The sequence below is a fragment of the Paenibacillus vini genome (assembly GCF_018403325.1).
Lineage (GTDB): Bacteria > Bacillota > Bacilli > Paenibacillales > Paenibacillaceae > Fontibacillus > Fontibacillus vini.
The window spans coordinates 356,328-374,690 of the sequence record NZ_BOSL01000002.1 but is presented as its reverse complement, the minus strand read 5'-3'; the positions used below and the strand labels follow the sequence as shown (position 1 = coordinate 374,690).

The 18,363-nt window shown below is 49.9% G+C and carries 15 protein-coding genes; 1 reads left to right on the top strand and 14 read right to left on the bottom strand.

Annotated features, from left to right (window positions below):
* Positions 1-6 precede the first annotated feature (6 nt).
* Positions 7-330: a hypothetical protein gene (locus KJS57_RS05035; protein ID WP_211019610.1), complete on the top strand. Its 324-nt coding sequence runs from the start codon at positions 7-9 to the stop codon at positions 328-330.
* Here the strand turns inward: KJS57_RS05035 and KJS57_RS05030 are convergent.
* The 14 genes from KJS57_RS05030 to KJS57_RS04965 form a co-directional block, all read right to left on the bottom strand.
* A complete protein-coding gene (locus KJS57_RS05030; RefSeq protein WP_211019611.1) occupies positions 327-1,295 on the bottom strand; it encodes a patatin-like phospholipase family protein in 969 nt (322 codons plus the stop codon). The two genes, KJS57_RS05035 and KJS57_RS05030, sit on opposite strands and share 4 nt — an antisense overlap.
* An 85-nt stretch (positions 1,296-1,380) precedes the next feature.
* Positions 1,381-3,024: a family 10 glycosylhydrolase gene (locus tag KJS57_RS05025; RefSeq protein ID WP_213653979.1), complete on the bottom strand. Its 1,644-nt coding sequence runs from the start codon at positions 3,022-3,024 to the stop codon at positions 1,381-1,383.
* Positions 3,025-3,194: 170 nt separating this feature from the next.
* Positions 3,195-3,620 carry a transcriptional regulator MntR gene (mntR, locus tag KJS57_RS05020; protein WP_211019613.1) on the bottom strand — a complete coding sequence of 142 codons (426 nt, stop codon included), beginning with the start codon at positions 3,618-3,620 and terminating at the stop codon, positions 3,195-3,197.
* Between the two features lie 132 nt (positions 3,621-3,752).
* Positions 3,753-4,466 carry a cytochrome c biogenesis CcdA family protein gene (locus tag KJS57_RS05015; protein ID WP_211019614.1) on the bottom strand — a complete coding sequence of 238 codons (714 nt, stop codon included), beginning with the start codon at positions 4,464-4,466 and terminating at the stop codon, positions 3,753-3,755.
* Positions 4,467-4,501: 35 nt separating this feature from the next.
* Positions 4,502-5,305: a metal ABC transporter permease gene (locus KJS57_RS05010; RefSeq protein ID WP_211019615.1), complete on the bottom strand. Its 804-nt coding sequence runs from the start codon at positions 5,303-5,305 to the stop codon at positions 4,502-4,504.
* A 42-nt stretch (positions 5,306-5,347) separates the two neighbouring features.
* Positions 5,348-6,136 (bottom strand): metal ABC transporter ATP-binding protein, encoded by a 789-nt coding sequence (locus tag KJS57_RS05005; RefSeq protein WP_211019616.1) that lies wholly within the window; start codon positions 6,134-6,136, stop codon positions 5,348-5,350.
* Between the two features lie 36 nt (positions 6,137-6,172).
* Positions 6,173-7,231: a metal ABC transporter solute-binding protein, Zn/Mn family gene (locus KJS57_RS05000; RefSeq protein ID WP_213653978.1), complete on the bottom strand. Its 1,059-nt coding sequence runs from the start codon at positions 7,229-7,231 to the stop codon at positions 6,173-6,175.
* A 152-nt stretch (positions 7,232-7,383) separates the two neighbouring features.
* A complete protein-coding gene (metG, locus tag KJS57_RS04995; protein WP_244861399.1) occupies positions 7,384-9,390 on the bottom strand; it encodes a methionine--tRNA ligase in 2,007 nt (668 codons plus the stop codon).
* A 449-nt stretch (positions 9,391-9,839) separates the two neighbouring features.
* The gene (gene yidD / locus KJS57_RS04990) at positions 9,840-10,106 is read right to left on the bottom strand and encodes a membrane protein insertion efficiency factor YidD (RefSeq protein WP_211019619.1); all 267 of its coding nucleotides are present in this window, start codon (positions 10,104-10,106) and stop codon (positions 9,840-9,842) included.
* Between the two features lies 1 nt (position 10,107).
* The gene (locus KJS57_RS04985) at positions 10,108-10,572 is read right to left on the bottom strand and encodes a Fur family transcriptional regulator (protein ID WP_211019620.1); all 465 of its coding nucleotides are present in this window, start codon (positions 10,570-10,572) and stop codon (positions 10,108-10,110) included.
* 242 nt (positions 10,573-10,814) lie between these two features.
* Positions 10,815-13,061 (bottom strand): copper amine oxidase N-terminal domain-containing protein, encoded by a 2,247-nt coding sequence (locus KJS57_RS04980; RefSeq protein WP_213653976.1) that lies wholly within the window; start codon positions 13,059-13,061, stop codon positions 10,815-10,817.
* A gap of 227 nt (positions 13,062-13,288) precedes the next feature.
* Positions 13,289-14,929, bottom strand: a complete 1,641-nt coding sequence (gene nagZ, locus KJS57_RS04975; RefSeq protein WP_444544262.1) for a beta-N-acetylhexosaminidase — start codon at positions 14,927-14,929, stop codon at positions 13,289-13,291.
* Positions 14,930-14,941: 12 nt separating this feature from the next.
* Positions 14,942-16,540 (bottom strand): response regulator transcription factor, encoded by a 1,599-nt coding sequence (locus tag KJS57_RS04970; RefSeq protein WP_213653975.1) that lies wholly within the window; start codon positions 16,538-16,540, stop codon positions 14,942-14,944.
* Positions 16,537-18,363: a cache domain-containing sensor histidine kinase gene (locus KJS57_RS04965; protein ID WP_211019624.1), complete on the bottom strand. Its 1,827-nt coding sequence runs from the start codon at positions 18,361-18,363 to the stop codon at positions 16,537-16,539. Before KJS57_RS04965 ends, KJS57_RS04970 begins: the two co-directional genes overlap by 4 nt.

Below are 18,363 nucleotides of genomic sequence, written 5' to 3'. Positions count from 1 at the left end.
GCACGCATGAAAAAACAGGCCATTCTATTCTGGATCGTAATCGCACTTGCCGTATTCAACATTTTAGATGGACTGTTTGGCAAAAGGTCTTTGAATCTGGGGAGTGTGCTGGTCCCGCTTGTTCTTGTGGCCATTGTCTTCCTGCTCTATAAATATCCTCCGCGAAAATACAAAAAGACGGCTCCGAAGATCAAGCCGTCAGCCCGTACGATGGCCAAGGTCGCTGCCGAACGCCGTCCGGCAACCGGAGGTAAACGCAAAACCTATCCTTTCCAGGTGATAGAAGGCCAGAAGGGAAAGAATGACGACGATCTTCCGAAATACCACTAAATCAATTTAGCCTGCTGATACTTTATGAACTGTTCTTCGTAATACTGGGCATTCCAGTCCCCGAAGAACCGGTTTCCGGACCTCAGTCCGGATTCATAAAGCAGCAGGCTTTCTTCTTTTCCGATATCGAATTGCGTAGTAGAAATGCCAAGCGTCGGTATTTTTACGGTCCGATATCGGTTGGATTGCTCAATATACCGTTCATCGTGGGCGGACAGCATCGTTTCAACCAGCGCTTGAAGCATGGAGAACGGGCCCCGAATGACATGCGGCTGGTTCGTATTTTTGCCTACCATTTGAAAACCCACGGTCGGAATCAATTTCTCCTCGTTAGGCGACTGGTTGCGGTCAAACAGCCATAAAGGGAAATTGCTGAGAAGACCTCCGTCAACGATATGAAGGAACTGGTCGCTGAACTTCTTTCCTTTAGCCATTTTCGCCGGCAAACGCAGCAATACGGGATCGAAAAAGTAAGGAATACTGCAGCTCATCCGAACCGCTTTGGCCACTTCAAAAGTTTCGGGACGCAGACCGATCTTCGGTAAATCATCCGGGAGCACCAGAATTCTGCCTCCGGTAATATCTGAAGCGATGATCTTTAGCTTGCCCCTCTCCAAATCACCGAACGTTCGAATCCCTTTTGCAAGGAGATTTTGACGTACCCAATCTTCCAAAGCCTCGCCGGAATACAACCCCTTTTTTAACAATACCCGAAATGCCGGGCCAATAATTGCGGTATTAAATATAGGAGATCTCTTCAGAAAACTGGTAAACGAAGTTTCCATAATAATGGTCTTCATCTCTTCAGCGTTATATCCGGCAGCGATGAGAGAAGCCACGATGGAGCCCGATGACGTTCCCGCTACCTGATGAAAGCGAGCTCCATGGCATTCCGCAGCTCGCACGGCTCCGGCCAGTGAGATCCCTTTCACTCCTCCGCCCTCGAACACTCCGTTCATGAGCATAAAAAAACCCCCATCCCACACACAAGTCTAATGCTTATGTATGATGACGGAGGTTGTCAGTATGCTAATTATCGTTGATATGAGCTCAATTTGCAGAGTAGTAGGATTGCAACAGCGGAATAAGTCCCAGCGGATTTCTTCTCAAGTCTTTTGCGCTAAAGAAGATGCTGCCCGAAATTTCCGGGATAGTGCGGTTATATTCAAGCTGATTGATAATTTCTTGTGCATTGCCCCACCCGATTTCCGGAGTGGCCAGCTTATACGGAGCATGGCCGATATAGAGCTTGACGCTCGTACCTCTTACCTCGCCCGCCCACCAGTCGGCAAGAATGTCATAGCGAACTTCTTTACGCGTCAGACTCCAGTAGAGTTGCGGAGTTACGTAATCGATCCATCCGTTCCGAATCCATGTGCGGACATCGGCATAGGTGCTGTCGTAGGCCGATATGCTGGCCTTCGTGTCCGAGCCGGTCACATCGCTCGCTTTGTTGCGCCACACGCCAAATGGACTGATTCCGTAGGAAATGGACGGATCGGCCTGACGCACGCTATGCCCGAGATCCCGGACAAACTCATTGATATTGTCGCGCCGCCAATCGCCCTTGTTGGATATCTTGTTGGCATTATAGCTCTTATAGGTGGTATCATCATTAAACTTCGAGGAGGACGTCTCCCCGGTCGGGTAAAAATAATCGTCCAAATGGACCCCATCGATATCATAGCCTTTTACCACTTCCATGATAGCGTCGATGACATGCTCCCGTGCAGCGGGAATTCCCGGATTGATGTACAGCTTGCCTCCGAATTTAACGATCCAGTCCGGATGCTGCTTCGCTACATGGTTTGCCGGCAATTTGCTGGCATCGCTGCCCGTGCTGGCCCGGAACGGATTGAACCAGGCGTGAAATTCCATGCCCCGCCGGTGAGTTTCCTCAATCAGGAACTGCAGCGGATCGTAACCCGGATCCTTGCCCGCAGTGCCGGTCAGGAATGTGCTCCATGGAACCAGCTTGGACGGGTAGATGGCATCCCCGGAAGGACGAACCTGGACGAATACGGCATTCATCCCCATTCCCTGTAAATCATCCAGTAGTTTAATATATTCGGCCTTTTGGGTTTCCTCTTTTCCGTAGGAGGCTTTGCTAGGCCAATCCAGATTGGAGACGGTCGAAATCCAAGCCCCCCGTAGTTCATCGTTAGTGGTCGGTGGTACCGGTTCGACTGGATTCGCAGATTCCGTTGGCGGTTCTGTTACCGGCGGTTCAACGATTACCGCATCCGAGGATGTTAGGGAAATCGTCTTCGTCTTTTGATTCCAATCGACTACCAGACCGAGCTGTTCGCTTACGAAACGTAAGGGTGCCATGGTCCGGCCGGCTTTATTCTCCACAGACACTTCAAGCGGAACGGAGTTCCCGTTGACCTGTGCCTTCTTCTGGCCAATTCCGAGCACCAGAAGATTCCCGTCCTTGCGGATTGTGGCCGATTTGGAAGCCGGAGACCATTCCGCCTGGGCCCCCAGGCCTTCGCTGATTACTCGAAGCGGGACCATCGTAACGTTCTCGGCCGCCTTGATGTAAGGAGCGGAATCGCTCGGAAGCAGCACGCCGTCCAGATAGATTTGAATATCGCCGGCGGTGGCAGCTGCGGCGTTGTTTCGGGTTCCCGCGACCGGCCAAATCAGCATCAGAATTAGCAGGGGAATCATCCAAGTACGTAAAAATTTCATCAGTAACCTCCAAATGATGTGATAGACATAATGACTCTACTATCTGTAAACGCTCCCCGTACCGGAAGAGTTGCGCAAAATTTGTATTTTTCAACAACAATTAAAAAAACACCTGTCTCTGGCCGACAGATGCTTTCTCTGATTCACGTATTTTACTAGAAAAGATTATTTCAAGATTCGCCCAGCAGCTCCTGTTGTACTTTCCGCAAATCCTGGGTCCGGGAATCTTCCCGCTTGAAATATTCGACGAGGCCTGCGATGCATGTGATGGAATCCCAGCTTAAATGGTGCTCGATCCCTTCCACGTCCTTATATATGTTCTCATGATCTACGCCGATCATCTCCAAAAATTCTTCGAGCAATTCATGACGGTCAACGAGCCGTTTTCCGACTTTCTTCCCTTTATTGGTCAGAACCAATCCCCGATATTTCTCATAAATCAAATATTCATCTTTATCCAGTTTCTGAATCATCTTGGTGACGGATGAAGGATGAACCTCCAACCCTTCCGCAATGTCGGAAACCCGGGCATATCCCTTTTCGTCGATCAATTTGTAGATACGCTCCAAATAATCCTCCATACTGGGCGTTGGCATCTGGTATAACCTCTTTTCCATGAGTTCACGCGGACCTGCCACATAGGAATCCCGCTACTTGTATAATGATACATGTTATGCTTGTCTGTTGGCAAGTCCGTAACCCCTGCAAGCGGGAGTCCGCCCGGAGAATTAAAACTTCAACCAGTCCGGAGTCAACTGCTGAAGCCAGATTGTAATCTTCGCCATCCGGTTCGTAAATAAGAGCACGCCCATCAGGAGCATCAAAGCGCCTCCTATTTTCATCATCAAGCCGGAGTATCGGAGAATCCATTTGGTGGAGCCTACAAAAAATGCCAATACAAAGAAAGGTAGAGCAAATCCGATTGTATATGCCGTAATGAGGCCAATCCAAGTTCCCGGCTCACTGACAGCGAGCGCGATAATGGCGGCCAGGATCGGACCGACACACGGCGACCAGCCGGCCGAAAAGCCGATCCCGAAAATAAAGGAGCCTATGTATCCCGTCGGCTTAAATTTCAAATTCATTTTCCGTTCGCGCATCAAAAAACGCGGCTGAAAAATCCCAAGCAAAAACAATCCCATCAGGATAATCAGAATCGCGGAAAGCTGGCGAATCAATGCCCGGTTATTGTTGAAAAATTCGCCAAACAGGCCTGCACCGAAACCGAGGGTGTAAAAAACGGCCGAGAACCCTAGAATAAAAGCCAACGTATGGGTCATCGTCCGAAAACGGACCTCACGCTTGTTTTGCTCGGTCTTCAGCGTTTGTACCGACATGCCCGTAATATAAGATAAATAGGATGGGTATAAAGGCAGGCAGCACGGCGAAATAAAGGAGGCAATCCCCGCGCCGAAAGCGACCCAAATATTGATGTCAGCCATAACGACCTCCTGGCAATCTTCTCGTGATTATTGTGTCAGGCGGAAAACCCCTTTTTCCCGATCAGCGTCAAAATGAGCATCGCGATGAGCAGCAGCACAATGGTGGCTCCAGGGGCCAAATTCCAAATCCCCGCCGTCATAAGGCCGGCAACGACGGCAATTTCCGCTATGACAACGGAAAAAATGACCGAGGTTTTGAAGCTCCTGGCGATCAGCAAGCTGCAGGCGGCCGGAATAGTCAGCAGTGCGGAAACTAACAGCGCCCCGACTATCTTGATCGCCGTACTGACAACCAGCGCGGTCATCACGGTGATCAACAGATTAAGCAGTTTCACCGGCAAACCGCTGACCGATGCCGCATCCTCCTCGAACGTAAGCAGGAACATTTCTTTGAAAAAGACCGAAATGATTGCCACGACAACGATAGTAACCGCTCCAACCACGTACAAATCTGTCGTATCCAAGGTATAGATGCTGCCGAACAGGTAACTGACCACATCGTTATTGTAACCCATCCCCAGCGTAAAGAACAGCGAAGCCAGCGCTACTCCTCCCGCCATAATGACGGCGATGGACAGCTCGGCGTAACCTTTATAAGCTTTCCTCAATTTTTCGATCGCAAATGATGCCACGACGGCAAACACGAGCCCTACTCCAATGGGATACACCTCGATGAGAAATCCTAGCGCTACCCCGGCGATCGTCACGTGAGCCAGCGTATCTCCAATCATGGACAGACGCCGCAAAACGAGAAAAATGCCGATCAAGGGAGCCGTAAGCCCGATGAGCAGCCCGCCTGTCAGCGCTCTTTGAAAAAAATCAGCTGTTAAAATTTCCAAGTGTCACATCTCCTATCACTTCAAAAAAAGTGCACATCAACATCATTTACTGGCCAGAGGGACCTGCGCATCCTCCAAAAGGGAGTGCTGCAAGCCCGGAATCTCACAGCTCTGATCATGCGAGTGGCGCACATAAAACTTGATGCCTCCGCAGCGGTCGCGGGGTTCTTTTCCGAGATAACCTTCAATCATTTCAATATCATGGGACACCATCAAGAAGGTCATTTGGTGATGGGCATGCATATGGAATATGAGTTCAAAAAAATCGGCCTGGGTTTGAGCATCGATGCCTACTGTCGGTTCGTCGAGGATCAGCAAATCCGGCTGGTTGATCAGCGCCCGGGCCAAGAATACCCGCTGCTGCTGACCTCCTGACAACTGGCCGATCCGTTTGCCGGCGATATCGACAATGCGCATGACCTCCATCGCTTCTTCGCATTTCTGCTGGTCTGCTTTGCCGACCCGTCTAAACAGCTTCTTGTTGCTGTACAGGCCAGACATGACCACTTCCCGGACGGTAGCCGGGAATAGTGGATTAAATGCATTCTTCTGAGGTACATAACCGATTCGATCCCAGTCCCGGAATTTCCGGATCGGTTCCCCGAACAACCGGATTTCCCCCTGAGTGGGGCGGAGCAGGCCAACCATCATCTTCAGCAATGTTGTTTTGCCGGCTCCATTGGAGCCGATAACCCCCATAAAGTCGCGTTCCTTGATGACCAGATTGAGATCGGTAATGACCTGCTGATCCTTGTAGGCGAACGAAACCCCGTCCAGCTCGATGATGTTATCATGGCAGTATGCCGCCGGAGCGGCAGTCTCTGATTTCATTAGTCCTCGTCCTTCCGGTTCTTAAAATTCCTCTCTTTATTGTAGAGCGAGAATCAGATTTTGCAAATTGTTCTCCATCAGCGTGAAATAATTGTCTCCCGCCTTCTGCTGTTCCTTGGTCAAGCCTTCCACCGGATTCAGTACCAGAGTCTCGACTCCGGCTTCACCCGCCAAAGTTTTCGCAAGTTTATCGGAGACCAGCTCTTCAAAAAAGATATATTTGATATCTTCTTCCTTCACCATCTTGGACAGGGCCACCAGATCCTGCGCTCTTGGCTCGGCTTCAGGCGACAATCCCATAATAGCGTGCTGCGTAAGCCCGTAATCCCGGCATAAATAACCGAACGCTTGGTGGGATACTACGATTTCCTTCTTAGCCGTCTTTGACAGTTCTTCGGTGAATTTGGCATCCAGAGCGTCAAGCTTTTGACTTAGCTCCGTATAGCGTGCTTCATAGTTTTCCTTGTGAGCCGGATCTACTTCAATATAGCTGTTTTTGATATTCTCAGCGATAATTTTGGCGGATTTCGGACTGACCCAGGTATGCGGATCGATGTGATGAGCCGGCACATCACCTGCTTGAGAAGAATCGGCACCGTCTCCGCCTACTTCTTCGTCGTGATGTTCTTCGTCTGCACCATGTTCCTCATGTGTCGCCTCAGTCTCAGTACCTTCATCCCCATGCCCGTGATCATGCCCGTCATCCCCTTCGGCATAAATCAGATCGATACCCTGGCTGACCTCCACGGTTTTAACGGCGGCATCCTTGCCCATTCCTTTCAGGAAGTTCGGCGCCCACCCTTCCAATCCGGCACCATTGTACAAGAATAGCTGCGCTTTAGAGGTGTTCAGAATATCCTGGCTGCGCGGCGTCCAGTCATGGGGTTCTACACCCACGGGCAGCAGGTTAATAACATTGGCGTCTTCACCGCCGATCGCCGTAGCAAATTCATATATCGGGTAGAAGCTGGTTACCACGTTCACCTTGCCTTCCACGATTTCGCCGCCCGCGCTTTTCCCGCAGCCCACCATCAACACCAGCACTGCCGCCAGTGGAAAAATAAGTTTCAAGCCTCTCTTTATGTATAAAGCCATCTCTCTCACTCCTCTTAATCGTAATAATTACAAATATGATTATAGGGGCATATTAAATCAGGTGTCAACCCTCTTTTCTTTTCCATAGACTTATCTTGCCACCGTGCACAATAAAAAACCGCCAAGGGTAAGCCCTTGGCGGTAAATCTTCTTTATTTAACAATCGCACCGTTCGGCATCGTGGCCGGTACGGTGGCCAACGTCAATTGATCTCCCTGCGATGCTGCGAGAATCATGCCTTGGGACAGTTCTCCGCGCAGCTTCACCGGTTTGAGGTTGGTCACGCAAATCACTTTGCGGCCGACCAATTCCTCCGGTTTATAGAACTTCGCGATACCGGAGACCACTTGCCGCTGCTCAAAACCGAGATCCAGCTGAAGCTTGAGCAGCTTATCGGCTTTCGGTACCGGCTCGCAAGCCAGCACCTCGGCCACGCGCAACTCAACCTTAGCGAAATCGTCGATCCCGATTTCGGCCTTCAGCTCCGGCTTGGCGGCAGCTTCTGCCTCCGCAGCCCCGCCTGCCGCGGCAGGCTCAGACGTCGGCTGAGCTTCCGCCGCGGCCGAAGCTGCGGCTCCGCCGGACATCGAGTTCGCGATGAACTCGATTTCAACTTCCGCATCGAGCCGCGGGAAGATCGGCTCGCCCTTGCCAACCTTCGTTCCGGCCGGAACGAGGCCAAACGTCTTGGCGCTCTCCCAGCTCGTCAACTCGCCGGGCGCGAGACCCAGTTGCGCCCAGATTTTGGCCGGCGCCTGGGTCAAGAACGGCTGCAGCAGAATAGAGGCAATTCGCAGCGATTCCACGAGATGGGCCATAACGGAGGCCAACTCATCTTTTTTCGCCTCATCCTTCGCCAAAGCCCAAGGCTGCGTTTCGTCGATATATTTATTGGTCCGTCCGATAAACGCGCCAATGGCGGAAAGCGCTACGGAGAACTCCAGATTCTCCATCACTTCCTCCACCTTGGCTACCGTCTCTTGCGCAAGCTTCGAAAGATCGGCATCGAACGGCGTCACGTTAGGCCGATAAGCCGGAACCTCACCGTCAAAATACTTGCCGACCATAGCGACCGTACGATTGAGCAGGTTGCCCAGATCGTTGGCAAGATCGGAATTCACCCGTTGAACGAAGCTCTCCGGCGTAAACGAACCGTCCGAACCGAACGGCACTTCGCGTAGCAGATAATACCGCGTCGAGTCCAGTCCGTAGCGGTCGATCAGCACGGACGGATCCATAACATTGCCTTTGGATTTGGACATTTTGCCGCCCTTCATCAGAAGCCAGCCATGGCCGAACACCTTTTTCGGCAATGGCAGATCCAGCGCCATCAGCATGATCGGCCAGTAAATCGTGTGGAAACGTACGATTTCTTTGCCCACCAAATGCACGTCCGCCGGCCAATAGCGGTTGAACAATTCATCATGATCCGTTCCGTAACCCAGGGCTGTAATGTAATTGGATAATGCATCGATCCACACGTACACCACATGCTTCGGATCGCCCTTGACCTTCACGCCCCAGTCGAACGTAGTCCGCGAAACGGCCAAATCCTCAAGACCCGGCTTGATGAAATTGTTGATCATTTCATTTTTACGGGATTCCGGCTGGATAAAGCCCGGATTCTCTTCGTAATACTTCAACAATCGATCCACATAGTTGCTCATCCGGAAGAAGTAGCTCTCTTCCTTCACCAACTCAACCGGACGTCCGCAATCGGGACAGTTACCGTCAATCAGTTGACGCTCCGTAAAAAAGGACTCACAAGGCGTACAATACCAGCCTTCGTATTCCCCCTTGTAGATGTCACCCTTTTTAAGCAGCCGGTCAAAAATCTCCTCAACCACTACCTTGTGGCGCGGTTCGGTAGTACGAATGAAATCGTCGTTGGAAATATCGAGTTTTTTCCAAAGATCCTTAATACCCGCCACGATATCATCGACAAACTTCTGCGGCGTTTTTCCGGCTTCTTCAGCTTTCCGTTCAATCTTTTGGCCGTGCTCATCTGTACCTGTCAGGTAGCGGACATCATATCCCCGAAGCCGTTTGTAACGAGCGATGGCATCCCCGGCAACCGTAGTATAGGCGTGCCCGATATGCAGCTTGTCACTGGGATAATAAATCGGGGTTGTGATGTAAAATGTCTTTTTGTCTGACATCATCTTCATCTCCTTTTTGAACACACATTTTTTAAAACAAAAAACTCCCGTCCCATTCATGGGACGAGAGAGTTCTCACGTGTTACCACCCAAATTCCCCGCCGCTTTGCAGCGAACGGGCTCAGCCGGTCAGTTACTGACCCTCCTTTAACGCCGGATGCCGCGCCGCCCCCTTATCGACCTTGTTCCAATAGAACAAGACGGCTCGAAGGCAGATTCTCCCGGACCATCTTCCAAGACCGTTCCAGACCGGTTTGCAGCTACCCCGGCTCTCTGTTGCTGGATCTGATGCCCTGTACTTATCCGTTCATCGAATTGAATGTTATGATCTAATATTAAGAAAAGACAATATCTCTGTCAAGCCGCCATATACAGCACTGCTATCACCGGCTTATTTCTCCATCCCGAATCTATCTCGTGACCGGCTCCTGAAAAGAACCAGGTCATGATTATTGTCGATCATCGAGGTCCGGAACCGGTTCCCCTTTTTGTCGCTTCGGCGGTACCGGATCAAGCCCTCCCGGATGAAAGGGATGGCATTTCGAGATTCTGACCGCAGCCAGCCAGGAACCCTTCAGCGGTCCATGAACCTCGATCGCCTCTAGAGCATAAGCGGAACAAGTCGGATAAAATCGGCAGGTCGGCGGCTTCAGTGGAGAAATGAATTTACGGTAGAAGCGAATCGGCCCCTGAAATGTCTTGCGTGCAAGGCCCATCTTACTTCCCTCCGCTTTGCTGGACGACCTTCTCTTGCTCCCCGGCCCCGTCCTTTCTGCAATCCTTACAATAGCCGAAAACTTCAAATTTATGCTTCACCACTTGGAACTCGTCCGGCGCATCCGTGAGCGGCATCGGGCAAAAGTGGATCGGGTATGTTTTTTGACACTGCAAACATATTAAATGATGATGATGATGTCCTTCGCTGCTGCAGCTTGCCCGGAACTTAAGACCGTCTTCAAAAACGATCTGTTCAATAGCTCCAAGCTCCTCCATCACTCTCAGATTACGGTACACTGTATCAAAACTGAGCCCGCTGTACTGCTTGCACATATATTCATATACGTCCTTCGGCGTCAAATAACCGTCCCGCTCGGCAAACAGTTTAGCCAGACTTCTGCGCTGATCGGTAATCCGCAAGCCCTGGGCGGACATCACGGCTATGATTTCCTCTGTCGACAGCATGCGACATTCCTCCCGTCATAAGCCTTCCATGAATCTCTTCTAAAGGTAGTTCAAAAAGTCATCAATTCAAGATGAACACATCTTTAATAATGAACCAAAATGATCTCTCCGTCAATGAACCGGAGAGCGAGCCGGAAAGCGGCCCCGATAAGTAAACAAACCCAGTTCGTGTTTGAGTTTCCCAGTAAAAAAAGTCCGGGACAAGGTCCCGGACTCTATCCTAGCGCGCTAAGGCGCTGGTCTTAAGGCTGTTTTACTTCCGGCAATGGCTGGAAGAGCAGATTGACGGACAGATTGCTGCCCGGTGCCGCTGTAAACAGGAATTCTACGGTCTGTTCCCGGTCTCCGGACCGGAACAGCACGCTGTTCTCATTCGGCGCACTCAAACCGCTGCTCAGGGCAACCGGAACGATGTTTCCGTTGACCATGATATTACCGGTATAGAATCCGCCGCGCGGATTAAAGGTAATCAAAGTATTTGGAGCTACACGATACAGCTTGATGGTGTATACAACGCCGAAGTTACCGGCATTAAGTTTGTATTCTCCGGTCGGTCCATCTTCTCCAACCAGGAACGGATCGCTTGAATTGTCCCCAATCAGGAGTCGAACCGGTTTAGTACCGATCAGATCGCCATATTCGATATGGCGCGTTGCATCGCTGTACGTCCCGCGGTTGTGGATATCCGAAGGAAGCACGCTCAGATATGGAAGGTACACAAACGGATCCTTGCTTGAGTCAATCATGATCACGTCATATTGAAGCGTATGGTCACTGTACAGATCCGCAAACAGGGAAATTACTTCTCCCTGCTTCATGGCCGTTGCACTCAGGTCGTTAAGAATGATTTTGCTCTCGCCCGGTGCAATCCACATATCCTTGTATTTGCTGCCTGTCTGCATCGACTGATAATAACGCTCTACCGACGCCTTACCCACCCCAGTCGCATACTGGTTAGGTCCTGCGAATCCGAAATTGGTCTGCGTTAAACGGGCGGTTTCGGTCGTATTTTTGTTCGTTGCGATCACATACATCTTAACGTTCTTGCCTGTAGCATTTGCGTGATGGATCATAAAGCGGGTATCCCCGATCGCCGATTCTCTGTACACAACCCCTTCGGAGAATACTGTTTCCGGGCTGTTACTACGGATCAGCGTCGTAGAATCTGAAGTAAACGTATAGTTTACTTTCTCCCAGGTAGGAACCTGAGTACCGTCAAAAGCATATTTATCGCCGACCGGCGTGAATATTTTGTTAAAATCATCTCGAGTGTACAGCGTTTCATTCGTGATCGTAATCGTCTTCTCAATCGAAGAAGTCAATCCGAATTCGTTGGTTACGGTTAATTTGATAGATACGGGACCCGGTGAAAAGAAAGCCAGTTGCTTGTTCTCCCAATCCCGGTCCTTGATACCTACTTCATCCGTACTGAGATCGTTATAAGTAATAAGTTCGCCCATTTTGTAAGTATCTTTATCTGTAGTGAAGTTAGCTACTGGAGGCGTATGCGGCTTCCTAACGTTCACTGTCAGCGAGAACGGATCGCTCCACTGGCCGCTGGAGTCTTGAACCCGGTAAGTTACGGTATAGGCCCCAGGAGTCATATACATTTCTTCGCGGCCGATCCACTCTTCATTAACGATTTGCAATCCAGAAGGAGAGTAGGCGTTCGTTAAATACTGAACTTGAGTTTCTCCGGAAATGACCTCTTTGTTCCCGATCGAGAACGAAGCGATCGGTTTCGTCGAGACGCTCACAATAACCCGTTTTCCTTTTTGATCCCATTCATAAGGCATGTTCAATGCTTTTGTAATGGCCGTCAGCGGAACCATGAAATTATTTTTGGCGGAATAAGAAGTACCGCTCATTTTCGTCGTAACGCCGTTCACTTTGTAATTGGAAGCATTCACTTTAAAACGAAGCTCATCGGCTCCCCGTTGAATAATCGTTTCTTTCGTTTTGTTATCGTAAGAAATTTGAAGTCCGGCGCGTTCAACGATAGCGCGGATCGAGACGTAGGATACTCCCTTTTTAACTTCCATCGGATAACCGGCGAGATATTCCTTACCGTTTTGATACATCTTTTTGCTGTCCATCATCAAAATGAGCTGTCCGGCACCGGTGCCGTTCGACAAACTATTAGTCGAAGGCGTGGTTGTCGTGGTACTTCCTCCGGTAACAGTGCTGTCTGTCCCTGTACCTTCCTGCTCGTTCCCGGGAACAGTGGTTCCACCGTTTTCCTCGGTTACTTGACCTTCAACCTGTCCTTCGGTTTGGCCTTCAACCTGGCCTTGATCCGGATTCACCGTTTCACCCGTTACAGCGTTTGGATCCTGGTTTCCGTTAGCCGGATTATTCACCGTCTGTCCGGATACGTTCGCCTCGCTCGGGGGGGTATTCGGGACAGCCTCTTCCGCACTGGCGGGAAGGACCATCGCTACTTGCGAAGCCGCTAAAAATGTTGCGATAACCAATCGTTTGAAATTCATGCTAGACTCCTTCTCTACTCCCATTTTATAAATTCTCTCATCATTCGCACATACTATTAAACGCGCAAATTCGGGAAAAGTTGCTACTAATATCATAGCAATGTAAAATTAAATCCCCTTGGCATCTTAGAGCCGTCTTCTAAAAATATACTATCCTAAACTCAAAAAAACCGGCATCCCTGCGCCAAAGCGAGAGATGCCGGTTTTTGCTTAAATTCGGATTACAATTATGACAATCCGTATCCTACTGGATACCGGTCATTTAGACCTACAGGGAGTTTCCCAGTGGGTGCGAGCTTGCCGGTCAGCACTTTGGCCAGCGCATCCAGGGAAAACGACCGGTTCTCGTAGAGGCAAAGATAGGTTCCCGTATCCGGGAAGGCATTGATATCATACGGATTTCGTGTCGAAACCACGATGACCTTGGACCCGTGAGCCCGGTTCAAAGCTTCGATTAACCGGGACTGGCCTTCCGGAATTTCCCCTTCCGCCGTATAAGTGACGACGACGATTTGCTCATAATCGGCGCTTTGCTTCAGGGCCGCAAGAATTTCTTCATCGTCAGGGTGCGTCCCTATCACGGATAACACGACTCCATCCCCGTAAGGCCGCAGGGCATTCGCCAAATTATACTGGTGTACCGCCGGTTCATCCACTTCTGTCCGGTGTCGAAGTTCCGGCCAAATGACGAGTACCGGTTCGGCGCAGTTCAGCGGCAGGTTCCCTTCATCCTTGACGAGCGTAACGCTGCCTTCGGCGATCTTGGCGAGCAGCGCTCCGCTTTCCTCCGAAGGAGTCAACGGAACAGGGACAAACGCCGGGTCCCCACCATAAGAACTCGCAGATCCAGCAAGACGCTTCGCTTTTAATCCTAGCACCCGTTCCACGGACTGGTCGATCCGCTCCTCACTAAGACGTCCGCTCAAGACAGCCTCGCGGACCGCTTCGATTGCTGCGATCTGATCACTCAACGTGTGGCTCACCAGAACGATGTCCGCGCCAGCTTCGATCGCCCGCACCGCACCTTCCGGAATCCCGCAAGATTTGGAAATAGCGTGCATTTCCAGGCAGTCCGTTACAATGACACCGTCATAGCCGAGCTCATCTCTTAGGAGATCGGTAAGAACACGGCCGGACAGGGTAGCCGGTATTTCCTCCGGCTCAAAAGCCGGAAAAATGACGTGAGCCGTCATAATAGCGTCAACCCCTGCGCTAATCGCTTCCCGGAACGGAAGCAGCTCGATACGGCTCAAGCGTTCCTTGTCATGCGGGACTACGGCGAGTCCCCGATGGGAATCCACGGCCGTGTCTCCATGCCCAGGAAAGTGCTTGGCGGTCGCGATGACTCCGGTTTGCTGATACCCCCGGATCGCTGCGTTACCATGCTCCGCCACTTTCACAGGATCTTCTCCGAACGATCTGACCCCAATGACCGGATTGGACGGGTTATTGTTGACATCGATGCAAGGCGCGAAATTAAAATTAATCCCAAGCGCAAGCATTTCTTTGGCAGCCAAGATCGCCGCTTCCTCCGTCAATCCGGCATCCCCAGCAGCCCCCAGCGTCATATTGCCCGGAATCCGGCTCATTCCCTCATGGTCCAAGCGCGCAACCATGCCGCCCTCCTGGTCGATGGAGATAAACAACGGAAGCTCCGGATTGTTGCGTGGAAGCGCCTGCAAACTAGCGGACAATGCGGCAAGCTGCCGCACCGATTCCACGTTTCGGCGGAAATAAACCATTCCGCCGATATGGTAATCCTTCGTTAATGTTTTGATCTGCTCGTCGGCCTCAAGCCCGTGAAAGCCGCAAATAAACAGCTGACCGATTTTTTCTTCCAAAGATAATTTGGACATTTTCAAACCCATCACCTTCTTTGCTCAAGATACGGACGATTCCTTGATTCGGAATTCCGAAGGAGTCATCCCAGTGTACTTCTGAAACACCTTAGTGAAGTAACGCCGCTCCTGATAGCCAACCACGGAGCCAATTTGAGTAACCGACTTGTCACTGCCGCTTAGCAGACATTTAGCCATCTCGACGCGCTGTTTGGTCAAATATTCGACAAAAGTCTCTCCGAAATGATTCTTAAACAACAAGCAGAAGTAGCTGCAACTAATCCCGAGATACTCGGAAATGTCCTCGATGCCAAAATCGTCGCCCAAATGATGTTGAATATAATTTTGCGCGGACATCATCAGCGTCTCCGAGGACTTCTTGGTTGAAAGGGATTCCCTGGAGCGGTCCAGCATGGATACGACAAGAGACATTAAGTCCTTCAAGCTAAGCGACTCCTGCAATTTGAGCCAAACTTCTTTTTCTTGGTCGCCTGATAGCATTTGCAGCTCGCGCATCTCCCGGAGCAGGTGAATCAGCAGGTAATGCAGCAGCTTTTCCGCCGCCCGGTTTTCCGACGAGTGACCTACATAATACTTCAGTTCCGTAACGACTTGAACCAGCAGTTCATGACTTCCGTTTCTGAGGCCGCTTCCGATTTGCTCAATAAACCGCCATTGGGAGCCTTCCTCATTCGAATGAGCTTCGGTCGATTTTGCAAAGATCTGGTCAGCATCCAAGAACCACTCCTGCGGCGGGCTTAAAATGAGCATCTGCTGCATGCGCTGGTAAATGAAGGACATCTCGGTTACACCGACCGGATTTTGCTCCAAACACATCCGGATCAAGATGCCTTCCTTCTCGCTGACGATTCCTTGCAGTTGATCATAGCCCGGCTTCAGATCATCCCTTGTAATCTGCTCTTTCCCCAAGGAATGAAAAATGAGACACCATTCCCCTTCTCTTACCTGCAAAACCGTATACTCCTTAATTATCGGTTTAAACAGATCTTTCAACAGGTTTTTGATATGCAGATTCCAAGCTTTACGTTCGTGCAAAGTCCAGGATATCGACCTGTGGGCGTAACCCTCCAGATCCAGGAGCAGCACCCCGCGATAATTCCGTTCGCCGGCCCGCTCCTCTTCATCCCACAATACGCCTTCTTCTTCCGTCTCCTGTCCCAATAAAGAATGAAGCATATAGTTCTCATTAGCTAAAGAGGCCACACGGTTTAAACGCTGCTCTTTGCTTCGCTTCTTCCTATTCTCCATTATCTGGTCTGCGATCTTCTTTACGATCTCTTCCAGTTCAAAATAATTAATCGGCTTGCAAATATAATCCCTGACTCCATACCTGATACCGGTGCGCGCATATTCAAATTCCTGATATCCCGTCAGGAGCAAGATTTCGCTGTCCAGACCTTCTTCGCGCAGCTTCTGAATCAGCGTCATTCCATCCATGATCGGCATGCGGATATCGCATAACACCAAATCAGGCCGGTGCTGGATTGCCGCTTCTAACGCCTCTACGCCGTTTTTGGCCAACCCGACAATCTCGAATCCCATGGCTTCCCAAGGAAGAACCTTGGATAAGTTGTTTAAAATATGAATCTCATCGTCAACCAGCAATGCCTTCAGTTTCATATTTTATCACCCAATTCATATTTTGGAATTACGCACTGGATCACTGTTCCGTGCCCAGGCTGCGAGCAAATGAATAGTCCGTATTTACTGCCGTATTGGAATCTTAGCCGATCGAAGACGCTTCTGAGTCCGAGTCCACGTCTCTCATGGCTTGGATAGGCTTTGGCGGTTTGCAGATCCAGTTCGGGGTCCGCATATTGTATGGAAGACAGCTGCTCGTTCGACATCCCGATACCGTTATCCTCCACTCTCAGCAATATCCGGTCTTCTTCAAGGATTCCCGTTACCTTGATCATCCCTTTATAATTAATGCCTTCAAACCCATGCTGAATGCTGTTCTCTACCAGCGGTTGCAGCGTCAGCTTCAACAGCATGCAATTTCTCATCTCTGCCGGGAGATCGATTTCGTATTCAAACAATTCTTCGAACCTGAATTTTTGAATCTCCAGATAACTGCGCAAATGCTCGATTTCCAAACCAAGCGAGATTTCTTCCTTGTCCTGGATACTAATTCTCAGAATACTCGCGAGTCTCAGCACCATCTCACTCACTTTTCGTCCTTCATTTTGAACCGCCAATACATTGATCGACTCCAGCGTGTTGAACAAAAAATGAGGCTTGATCTGCGCCTGTAGTACTCGAAGCTCTGCATTCGCTTTTTGCAGCTGCTCTCTTTTCACCTGATCGAACAATTCGTTGATTTTATCCATTTGGCTGTTAAACCCTTGCTGCAGCAGGAGCAGCTCATCATCGCCCTTTTCATCCACCCGTGCATTCAAATCGCCGCTCTCCACTTTTCTCATGAATCTGACAATGACCCCAATGGTTCCGGTAATCCGGTTCATGAAAAACACGTTAAAGAGCATAGCCGTTAGCACGCATACGAGGATAATAGCCACAAACCACTTGGCAAAGGTCGTTACCTCTTGGGACAAATAATGCCATGAAGTGACGGATACCAGCTTCCAAGGATATTCCTTCAAATTGTAAATCGAAATAACGCTCTCTTCCCCGTTGAACTTCCCTTTAAAGCTAAGGGAGTCGCTCGTTAGCGCCAGTTTTTTTTGAATGGAAGGCTGCAAGGTCTGTCCGTTGAGCTCCGAATGAAAATCATAGAGAACCTTCCCATCGTTATTCACCAGAAAGAAACGGGTGTCTTGCATTTTACTTCCCAGCGTTAAGTTTTGGAAAATCTTCTCGAATTCCCAGTTCTTAATCTGTACGACCAGCACCCCTACACGTTTGAAACTGTCCAAGTCCTTAATCAGCCGAATTTGTGTGAATACATTATCCGAGCCGGTTAGTTCCGGATATTCGTGAGGCGCTATCCATCTTGGAATCCCGTTCAACTTCATAACTTCGCGATATAAAGGATGATCCTTGAATTGCTCATAGGGCAGAGTCTCAAAGTTTTCCTTATTGAAGATGGTGATCACTTTGGAATCCTTATAACCATGTACATTGTACAAAAAAGCATAATCAATGGCAGGATGGTTGTATAACAGGGAACGAAAATTCCGCTGGTTAGCATTCAGTTCTAATTGATTGGCAGCAGCATCCGTCAAATCCTGCGAATCCGGGTCCTGGGATACCAACGCTTCCTGAAAAACGCCTTTGGCAATCCCGTTGTCCGTCACGTTATCCAATTCATGGAAGATATTCTTGATGCTATAGCCGATCGCCTTCAGCGAATATTCGGTCTGCTCACTGTAATTTGTCTCAATCGATCGGAACGTTACCAGAAAAGTGATGATTCCCAGGATGAACAATGGAATAATGACTAGCCCCAGAAACGCCGTAAACAGTTTGATTCGCAGATTCAT

Excerpts from the sequence above, each read along its gene's own strand:
- yidD (WP_211019619.1), bottom strand. The coding sequence starts at position 10,106 with ATGGGCCTTGCACGCAAGACATTTCAGGGGCCGATTCGCTTCTACCGT.
- nagZ (WP_444544262.1), bottom strand. The coding sequence starts at position 14,929 with ATGGGTTTGAAAATGTCCAAATTATCTTTGGAAGAAAAAATCGGTCAG.
- KJS57_RS05025 (WP_213653979.1), bottom strand. The coding sequence starts at position 3,024 with ATGAAATTTTTACGTACTTGGATGATTCCCCTGCTAATTCTGATGCTG.
- KJS57_RS04985 (WP_211019620.1), bottom strand. The coding sequence starts at position 10,572 with ATGCTGTCGACAGAGGAAATCATAGCCGTGATGTCCGCCCAGGGCTTG.
- KJS57_RS05015 (WP_211019614.1), bottom strand. The coding sequence starts at position 4,466 with ATGGCTGACATCAATATTTGGGTCGCTTTCGGCGCGGGGATTGCCTCC.
- KJS57_RS05030 (WP_211019611.1), bottom strand. The coding sequence starts at position 1,295 with ATGCTCATGAACGGAGTGTTCGAGGGCGGAGGAGTGAAAGGGATCTCA.
- KJS57_RS04965 (WP_211019624.1), bottom strand. The coding sequence starts at position 18,363 with ATGAATCTGCGAATCAAACTGTTTACGGCGTTTCTGGGGCTAGTCATT.
- mntR (WP_211019613.1), bottom strand. The coding sequence starts at position 3,620 with ATGCCAACGCCCAGTATGGAGGATTATTTGGAGCGTATCTACAAATTG.
- metG (WP_244861399.1), bottom strand. The coding sequence starts at position 9,390 with ATGTCAGACAAAAAGACATTTTACATCACAACCCCGATTTATTATCCC.
- KJS57_RS05035 (WP_211019610.1), top strand. The coding sequence starts at position 7 with ATGAAAAAACAGGCCATTCTATTCTGGATCGTAATCGCACTTGCCGTA.
- KJS57_RS05005 (WP_211019616.1), bottom strand. The coding sequence starts at position 6,136 with ATGAAATCAGAGACTGCCGCTCCGGCGGCATACTGCCATGATAACATC.
- KJS57_RS05000 (WP_213653978.1), bottom strand. The coding sequence starts at position 7,231 with ATGGCTTTATACATAAAGAGAGGCTTGAAACTTATTTTTCCACTGGCG.
- KJS57_RS04980 (WP_213653976.1), bottom strand. The coding sequence starts at position 13,061 with ATGAATTTCAAACGATTGGTTATCGCAACATTTTTAGCGGCTTCGCAA.
- KJS57_RS04970 (WP_213653975.1), bottom strand. The coding sequence starts at position 16,540 with ATGAAACTGAAGGCATTGCTGGTTGACGATGAGATTCATATTTTAAAC.